Below are 7751 nucleotides of genomic sequence, written 5' to 3' on the forward strand. Positions count from 1 at the left end.
GTTGACGAGTGCTAGGACTCGTCAACCGCGCACGGGCGCGTCAGCGCCTTTGCGATCGGTGCCGAGAGCGCGGCGATGCTCTCGGCGGTACCCGGCGCGGGGCCCTCGAGTGCCCTTGCGCCGATGGTTCGGTCGAAGACCAGACCCTCCAGGAGGGCGATCAGGTCCGCCGCGTCCTGCTCCGGGTCGCCCGTGCCGAGCAAGCGGGTGAGCCCGACCGCCCGCTCCCAGGAGAACAGGCTGACGGCGAGCGCGGCCTGGATCTGCTTGTCGTGCACCATCTCCAGCGTGAGTGCGTAGCGTGCGCGGATGTCGCGGGCACGGTCGGCGAGCAGCCCGTCGACGTAGACCGCGATCCCGTGGGCGATCTCGGCGACGCCAGCGCCCGTGTCCGGCGCAGGCGGTTCTGGCTGGGAGTCGGTGAAGGCGCGTCGTGACCGGTCGGTGAGGTGCCCGACCGTCGCGACCAGCAGGTCGCGCTTGGTCCGGAAGTAGTAGGACGTCGATCCCGCGGGCAGTCCCAGGTGTCGGTCGATGCCGCGATGGGTGAGTGCCCGGATGCCGTCCGTGGCGATGATGTCGAGCGCGGCGTCCGCGATGCGCGCCCGCCGATCCGTCGTTTCCGTCATTGAATGTCGCTCCGATCACGTTGACCCATGAAACTCTACATTTGTAGAGTCACGCTATGAAATCGATCCGAGTAGACGCGTTCGACCGGGCCGCGCACGGCGCCGGATTCGTGCTCGATCCCGCGCAGCGGGCGGCCGCTGAGCGCCTGGCCGCGATGGACCCGGGGACCGGTCGGGGCATCTACCTGTGGGGCCCGGTCGGCAGGGGCAAGACCTGGCTGATGGACGTGTTCCGCGAGAACATCCGCGGCGCAGCGACCCGGCGCGTGCATTTCCACGAGTTCTTCCGCCGACTGCACGAGCTCGCGCACACCGATGGGATCGACCGCGCGATGGATCGCCTGCTCGGACGCTGCGAGATCCTGTTCTTCGACGAATTCCACGTCCACGACGTCGGCGACGGGGCGTTGCTGACGAGGCTGCTCGGGGTGCTGCGAAAGCGGAAGGTGACGCTGGTGGTCACCTCGAACTATCCGCCGGACGGGCTGATGCCGAACCCGCTGTTCCACGAGACGTTCGTGCCGACCATCGAGCTGCTCAAGGCGCGGATGGAGGTCGTCGAGGTGGCGGGCGCCCTCGACTACCGCGCGTCGGGGTCCGGAGCGCGGGGATTCGGAGCGGGGCGGTACCTGTCCGACGCGGCTGCCCTGCAGTGGCCCGCGGCAGGCGATCGCGTCACGCTCCGCCCGACCACCCAGCCCATCACGGCTCTCTCGGCGGCAGGCGATCTCGTCTGGTTCGAGTTCGCGGACCTGTGCGAGCGGCCGACCTCGACGCTGGACTACCTGAGCCTGGCGGCGGCATACCCACGCTGGGTGCTGAGCGGGATGCCACGGATGGCCGACGCGAGTCCCGATGGGGTGCAGCGTTTCTGCAATGTCGTTGACATCCTCCACGACCAGGACGCCGAACTGACGCTGGTCGGCGCGGATTGGCGGGTGCAGGACCCCGAGCCCGTCGCGGGCGGGCTGGACCTGGCACGCACGCGCAGCAGATTGGCGCTGCTGGGATGAGTTAGCCGGCGGCGGGATCGAGATCGCGATCGGTCGACGATCCCGCCGCAGCCGACGGACCCTGCTCGTCCGCGCGCCCGCGGGTGATCAGCCATCCGAAGACAGCCGCGACGGGGAACATGACCACGCCGTACACCGCGGCGGGGACCGCGATGCGGGTGCTGTCGAGCAGGCTGATCGCGATCGTGATCGCGAGCGTGCTGTTGTGGATGCCGATCTCCATCGAGCTGGCGATCGACTGCCTGCTGGCGATGTCCAGCCTCCGCGGCAGCACGTAACCGATGCTCAGGCTCAGGATGCAGAAGAGCAACGTGATCAGCCCGACGTCGGCCAGGTACCCGGTGACGTTCTCCCGCTCGGCGATCACCGTGCCGACGATGACCAGGGCGAGGACAACGGCCGAACCGATCCGAACGGGTCGGTCCATCCGGTCCGCGAAGGCGGGCCATGCCCGGCGCACCCCGACGCCGATGGCCACCGGGATCAGCACGATCGCGAAGATCTGCACCACCTTTGAGAACTGCAGGCCGAGTGAACCCGTGCCGTCCGACGGTGCGAAATGTCCGAGGGCGAAGTTGGTGATCAGCGGCAGCGACACCACCGCGATCACCGAATTCACCGCCGTGAGTGTGACGTTCAGTGCCACGTCGCCGCGGAACAGGTGGCTGAACAGGTTTGCCGTTGTCCCGCCGGGGGAGGCGGCCAGCAGCATCATTCCCACCGCGAGGAGTGGTGGCAGGTCGAACAGCAGCACCAGCCCGAACGCGATCGCGGGCAACAGGACCAACTGGCAGACCAGCGCGATCGCGACGGCTTTGGGATGCCTGGCCACCCGGGCGAAATCCCCGACTGTCAGGGACAGGCCGAGGCCGAACATGATGATCGCCAACGCGAGCGGCAGCGCGACCGTGGACAGCCCGGAATTCATCGCAGATCCCCGTTCCTGGAAGTCTCGCGACGTGCACGCGTCGCTGGCAGAGTCTCGGCGCAAAGATACGGGTGTCCGCACCGGAATTGGGCATATCGCCCAGATTCGTCGCGCCCCGGGGACGCCGCCGTCGCCGCGTCGGCGAACCGGCGTATCGCCGACTATGACGGGTGACATAGCCTCGCTGGGACGGTAACCGGCGAGAGGTGGAATCGATGACGGTCGCACACGCGGTCAAGGACCAGATCCAGCAGATCGGTGGAGGATTCATGTTCTCCCGTGAGGCCAAGGAGTTCGGCCGCACCACCGGCGTTGACGGCTTCATCGGCCCGTACATGCGCGGCCGGTGCGGGGTGCTCGGCGAGGTCGACGCCGACGTCGTGACGGCCGCCGCGGGGTTCTTCCCCGCCGACAGCGTTCGGGCGGCCTGGGAGTCGGTGGCGATGCCTGCCGCCGAGGCCGCCCGCGGCTACGCGCTCGCCGCGCAGCAGTTCGGTGTCCGCAAGCTCGCCACGTTCGACGGCGCCGAGCGTCTCGCCGAACTGATGGAGGCGGTCACGGTCAATGCCGACCCCGCGGGTGTGCCGCTGTTCGCCGGCTGGCGGGCCGTGCCGTTGCCCGCGGATTCGCGGGCCCGGGTCCTCCAGCTCACCCACGTCCTGCGCGAGCTGCGCGGCGGGCTCCACCTCGTCGCAGTCAAGAGTCAGGGTGTCAGCCCGCGGGACGCGGTCCTGATCGCCGGATCGCCGCTGGCCAGCGGACCCGACCAGGCCGCGCTGTACGGCTGGCCCGCGCCCTACACCGTGCCCGGCGAGGACGTCCGCGCCAGGTGGGCGCGCGCCGAGGAGATCACCGACGAGCTCGCCTCCCAGGCTTTCGACGTGCTCGATGAGGCCGAGGGCAAGGAACTCGTCACCCTCCTCGCGGACGCCCACGCGGGAGTATTCCCCCCGCGCTGATCGCGGATCGGCCCGCGCGCATCCATCGATCTCGCGCGGGCACCGTGCGACGATGGAGTGGTGGGCACGGCGGTCGGTCGCACTGCCACGGTTATCGCGTTGATCGTGGTGAGCGTTCTTGCGCTCCGCGGCTATTTGCCCGACGTCGAGCAGCCGACGGCGCCGCCCCGGACCGACGGAAGGGCCGCACTGGTCGCGATGCTCGTCATCGCGGGCCTCGCGGTCCTGGTGGCAGCGATCGCCCTCGTGGCTGTGCTGGTACTGGGGCCGTCGCGCAGGCCCGTGCGGCCGGCGCCGACGTGGATCGGTCATCGCCCGGCGCCCGGCCGGTGGTGGCAGGGGGCGGCGTGGTTCGGGTTCGCGGGACTGGTCGTGGTGGCAGCGATCGCCCTCGCGCCGAGCCGGGACCGGGCAGCCCCCTCCGACCCCGATGGCGGCACGACGGATCCGAACCTGCCCGCGGTCGGACAGCTCCCGGCGCCGCGGGGCAGCGAGGTCTGGCCGGACGTCCTGCTGGTGTTGCCTCTGTTGGCCGCGCTGCTGGTGGCCGGGGCCGTCGCCCGCGCGCGGCTCCTGGTGCCGGACCCGACCGGTGTCCGGGACGAGGACGCGGCTCCGACGGCCCGGCGCGCGGCCGCCGAATCCTTGCGGCGCGCAGCGGAACTGGGCCTAGTCGAGGTCGCGAACGTCGGGGCTGACCCCCGATCGGCCATCATCGCCTGCTACCTGGCGATGGAACGCGGTCTCGGTGCGGCCCCCGACTCCGCGCCGCTCGCGTCCGACACCCCGTCGGAGGTGCTGGCGCGTGCGGTACGCCACGGTGTGCTGCACCGGGAGAGCGCCACCGCGCTGGTCGGTCTCTTCGAGGAGGCCAGGTTCAGCGGGCACGAGATGACGGAGCGGCACCGGGCCACCGCGGCGGAGTTGTTGCGCTCGGTCCTGGCCGAGCTGAGGGAGGCGCGATGCGCCGCATCGCCCTGATCGGGATCCTCTTCGTCGCGGCGCTGGAGGCGATGGCGCTGCGGGCGGGGGCGCCAGCGGCCGCGCTGATCGCGATCGGAGGGTCGACTGCCGTCGTGATCTTCGCGATGCGCCGGGCCGTCGACTCGGCACCGGCGACCCGCGAGGTCGCCGCGCCACCGAACTCCCAGGAGGAGATGTTGCGTCGCTGGCGGCTGCGCACAGAGACGCTGGTGAGCTGGGCGGATGGGTCGTGCGCGGACTGGGACCGGCACCTGCGGCCATTGCTCGCCCGCGAGTTCGTGCATGTGAGCGGACCGCGTGCTCCCCGGGGTCATGCCGAGATCGACGCGGCCGGGGCCGCGATGTTCGGCGCCGACCTGTGGCGGTGGGTGGACCCGGCGGGGGCGCGCGCGGGCGATCGGGGTGGCCCCGGCCCCGGGCGCGGTGCCCTCGAGCGAATCCTGACCCGACTGGAGCAGCTGTGACCGCCGCGACGCAGGCCACCACGGCCCGGGCCGGGGCAGTTCTCGCCGAGGTCGAACGGGCCGTGGTCGGCAAGCGGGACGCGATCACGACCGTGCTGCTGGTGGTCCTCGCCGGTGGGCACGTGCTGATCGAGGACCTGCCCGGGTTGGGCAAGACGCTGATCGCACGGTCCTTCGCAGCGGCGCTCGGGCTGGAGTTCACCCGCGTCCAGTTCACGCCGGACCTGCTCCCCGCGGACCTGCTCGGCTCGACCATCTACGACATGCAGTCGGGACGGTTCGAGTTCCGCGCCGGACCGGTGTTCACCAATGTTCTCCTGGCCGACGAGATCAACCGAACGCCGCCGAAAACCCAAGCGGCGCTGTTGGAGTCGATGGCGGAGGGGCAGGTGAGCATCGACGGTGTGACCCGCAGGCTGCCGGATCCGTTCATCGTGCTCGCCACGGACAACCCGATCGAGTACGAGGGCACCTATCCGCTCCCGGAGGCGCAGCTCGACAGGTTCATGTTGCGGCTGCGAGTGGGGTATCTCGGCGCCACGGACGAGCAGGAGATGCTGCAGCGCCGCCTGGACCGGGGCGCCGACACGGTCGCCGTCCACGCGGTCGTGACGGCCGAGGAACTGCACGCCATGCGAGGCAGCGTCGAGCAGGTCTCGGTGCACCCGGATGTGCTCCGGTACGTGGTGTCGCTGGCGGCCGCGACCCGCTCGCATCCCCAGGTGGAGGTCGGCGCGAGCCCACGGGCCGAGCTGGACCTCGTCCAGCTCGCCAGGGCGCGGGCACTCCTCGGCGGTCGGGACTACGTCATCCCCGAGGACGTCAAGGCGCTGGCCGCGCCCGCGATGGCGCACCGGATCTCGCTGCGACCGGAGATGTGGGTACGCCGGATCCACCCGGAGGAGGTGGTCGCCGACATCCTGCGCCGGCTGCCGGTGCCGAGGGCGAGCACGTGAGCGCCGTCGAGTGGCGGGCCTCGCCCGCGGCGGCGGCGCTGGCGACGTGCTCGGCCACCGCGCTGGTCATCGCGCTCGTAGGTGGCAGGCCGGAGTTGCTGGCCTTCGCCGCCCCGATGCTCGGGGCGCTCGCGGCGCGCGCACTGTTGCCGCGCCCCGTCGATCGGGTGACCGTGCGCGGCGAGCCCGCGACGGCCCGGTTGTTCGAGGGAGAGTCGGTGCGGCTGGCGGTCGCGGTGGGCGAGGCGGGGTCGCGACCGGCATGGGGTGTCCGTGCACTTCCGCAGGAGGGCATGGAGATAGACCAGGAATCGGCGGGCTCGGGCGATCCGCGCACGGGCATGCGGATCACCGCCGGGCGGTGGGGGAGATATCGGCCGCGGGTGGCCGTCGATGCGACCGCGGCGGGCGGGTTGTTGGTTGGCGTGGCGGTGGCGGAGGTGGCCACGGTCGATGTGTTCCCCCTTGTGGATCCGAGCCGTCCGGGGATCCCGCCGACGGACCTTCCCGATCGGTTCGGGGCGCATCCCACCGAACGACACGGGCCCGGTGTGGAGTACGCGGACATCCGCGCCTACGTCCCCGGCGACCAACTGCGGGCGGTGAACTGGCCGGTGAGCGCGCGCCGTCGTGCCCTGCACGTCACCGAACGTCGGACGGACCGAGCGGCGGATGTCGTGGTGCTGATCGACGCACACCCGCAGGCGCCGGGGCCCGCGGGCGAGAGCCTGGATCGTTCGGTGCGCGGCGGTTGCCAGCTCGCACAGGCGGCGCTTCGGCGTGGCGACCGCACCGCGGTGGTCGTGCTCGGCGCCCGATCACGATGGCTTGCACCGGATCTCGGTCGTCGGCAGTTCTATCGCGTCGTCGAGGCCGTGCTCGGGGCCGGAGAGCACACCCTGGCGCTCGAGGGAACGCTGGTGCCGCGGCCCGCAGTGCCGCCGGGCGCCGCCGTGGTCGCCTTCACCACGCTGCTGGACACGGACTTCGCACTGGCGCTCATCGACCTCCGCAAGCGTGGCCGGACCGTGGCCGTGGTGGACGTGCTCGCGGGTCCGCCGTTCGCGGACGAGCTCGATCCGACCGTCGCGAGGATGTGGCGGCTCGAACGCAGGAACATGTATCGGGATCTCGGCGTCCTCGGGATCGATGTCGTCGGCTGGCAGGGGGATTCGCCCCTCGACCGCGTGCTGGCCGGGATCGGCCGCCGGGGCAGGCGGGCGGTGGTGCCGAGATGACCGGGCTCGCCGGATCGAGCGTGATGGCCCTCGGGGCAGGCTGGTCGATGAGCGCCGCCGTCGTCCCGCACGCGCAGGCGCAGGCACTCATCGCGGCCGGGCTGTCCGCCGCGGGGGTACTCGCCGCGCGGTGGAGCCGGGTGGCCGTGGTCTGTGCTGTGCAGGGCGCGCTGCTCGCGTTGGCGCTCGGCGAGCCCACGCCGGTGCAGGCGGGCCTCGCGGGAGTCGGGGCGACGGTGTTCGTGCTGGCCGCTCATGCCGCGCACACACCAGGGACCGCGGTCACCGAGGCGGGACTGGTGCTCGCGGTGGCGGTCGTGACCGCCTGCGCGGCGGTGTCTGTGTTCCTGGTGCCCATCGAGATCGCCTGGCTGCCGCTGGTCGGGCCGATCGCCTGCCTCGCGGTGTACGCGCTGGTGCTCGCGCCCTACGCCTCGAAACGGGCCGGTCGTATCGGTGATCGGCATCCGGTGGACTGAGCGGCCGTGCCGCACGGTCCTGCGGCGAACCACGCACGCATCCCGGGAGGTCCGGGTTCGGTCTGGTTCTGCGGTTGGGGAACGCGAACGCCGGTGGTGCC

The 7751-nt window shown here is 71.5% G+C and carries 9 protein-coding genes; 7 read left to right on the forward strand and 2 right to left on the reverse strand.

The features are described from left to right. Positions 1 to 11: 11 nt before the first annotated feature. Positions 12 to 629: a TetR/AcrR family transcriptional regulator gene (locus ACWFRB_RS25985; protein ID WP_452644164.1), complete on the reverse strand. Its 618-nt coding sequence runs from the start codon at positions 627 to 629 to the stop codon at positions 12 to 14. Positions 630 to 685: 56 nt separating this feature from the next. Between ACWFRB_RS25985 and zapE the strand changes: the two genes are divergently transcribed. After that, positions 686 to 1642: a cell division protein ZapE gene (gene zapE / locus ACWFRB_RS25990; RefSeq protein WP_452644166.1), complete on the forward strand. Its 957-nt coding sequence runs from the start codon at positions 686 to 688 to the stop codon at positions 1640 to 1642. Position 1643: 1 nt separating this feature from the next. Here the strand turns inward: zapE and ACWFRB_RS25995 are convergent, their stop codons facing one another. Further along, positions 1644 to 2570: a bile acid:sodium symporter family protein gene (locus tag ACWFRB_RS25995; RefSeq protein ID WP_452644168.1), complete on the reverse strand. Its 927-nt coding sequence runs from the start codon at positions 2568 to 2570 to the stop codon at positions 1644 to 1646. A gap of 215 nt (positions 2571 to 2785) precedes the next feature. On the opposite strand from ACWFRB_RS25995, the gene ACWFRB_RS26000 reads away from it, so the two are divergent. From ACWFRB_RS26000 to ACWFRB_RS26025, 6 genes are all read left to right on the forward strand, one after another. Beyond that, positions 2786 to 3529: an SCO6745 family protein gene (locus ACWFRB_RS26000; RefSeq protein ID WP_452644170.1), complete on the forward strand. Its 744-nt coding sequence runs from the start codon at positions 2786 to 2788 to the stop codon at positions 3527 to 3529. A 105-nt stretch (positions 3530 to 3634) separates the two neighbouring features. Beyond that, positions 3635 to 4510: a DUF4129 domain-containing protein gene (locus ACWFRB_RS26005; RefSeq protein ID WP_452644172.1), complete on the forward strand. Its 876-nt coding sequence runs from the start codon at positions 3635 to 3637 to the stop codon at positions 4508 to 4510. Next, positions 4492 to 4977, forward strand: a complete 486-nt coding sequence (locus ACWFRB_RS26010) for a hypothetical protein (protein WP_452644174.1) — start codon at positions 4492 to 4494, stop codon at positions 4975 to 4977. Before ACWFRB_RS26005 ends, ACWFRB_RS26010 begins: the two co-directional genes overlap by 19 nt. Next, a complete protein-coding gene (locus ACWFRB_RS26015) occupies positions 4974 to 5933 on the forward strand; it encodes an AAA family ATPase (protein ID WP_452644176.1) in 960 nt (319 codons plus the stop codon). The genes ACWFRB_RS26010 and ACWFRB_RS26015 overlap by 4 nt, the downstream gene beginning before the upstream one ends. Then, complete coding sequence (locus ACWFRB_RS26020) at positions 5930 to 7171, forward strand: DUF58 domain-containing protein (RefSeq protein WP_452644178.1); 1242 nt, start codon at positions 5930 to 5932, stop codon at positions 7169 to 7171. The genes ACWFRB_RS26015 and ACWFRB_RS26020 overlap by 4 nt, the downstream gene beginning before the upstream one ends. Beyond that, a complete protein-coding gene (locus ACWFRB_RS26025) occupies positions 7168 to 7650 on the forward strand; it encodes a hypothetical protein (protein WP_452644180.1) in 483 nt (160 codons plus the stop codon). The genes ACWFRB_RS26020 and ACWFRB_RS26025 overlap by 4 nt, the downstream gene beginning before the upstream one ends. Positions 7651 to 7751: the final 101 nt, after the last annotated feature.

This window comes from Rhodococcus sp. NPDC055112 (assembly GCF_053607505.1).

Coding starts and splice junctions, on each gene's coding strand:
- ACWFRB_RS25985 (WP_452644164.1), bottom strand. CDS start 629: ATGACGGAAACGACGGATCGGCGGGCGCGCATCGCGGACGCCGCGCTC.
- zapE (WP_452644166.1), top strand. CDS start 686: ATGAAATCGATCCGAGTAGACGCGTTCGACCGGGCCGCGCACGGCGCC.
- ACWFRB_RS25995 (WP_452644168.1), bottom strand. CDS start 2,570: ATGAATTCCGGGCTGTCCACGGTCGCGCTGCCGCTCGCGTTGGCGATC.
- ACWFRB_RS26000 (WP_452644170.1), top strand. CDS start 2,786: ATGACGGTCGCACACGCGGTCAAGGACCAGATCCAGCAGATCGGTGGA.
- ACWFRB_RS26010 (WP_452644174.1), top strand. CDS start 4,492: ATGCGCCGCATCGCCCTGATCGGGATCCTCTTCGTCGCGGCGCTGGAG.
- ACWFRB_RS26025 (WP_452644180.1), top strand. CDS start 7,168: ATGACCGGGCTCGCCGGATCGAGCGTGATGGCCCTCGGGGCAGGCTGG.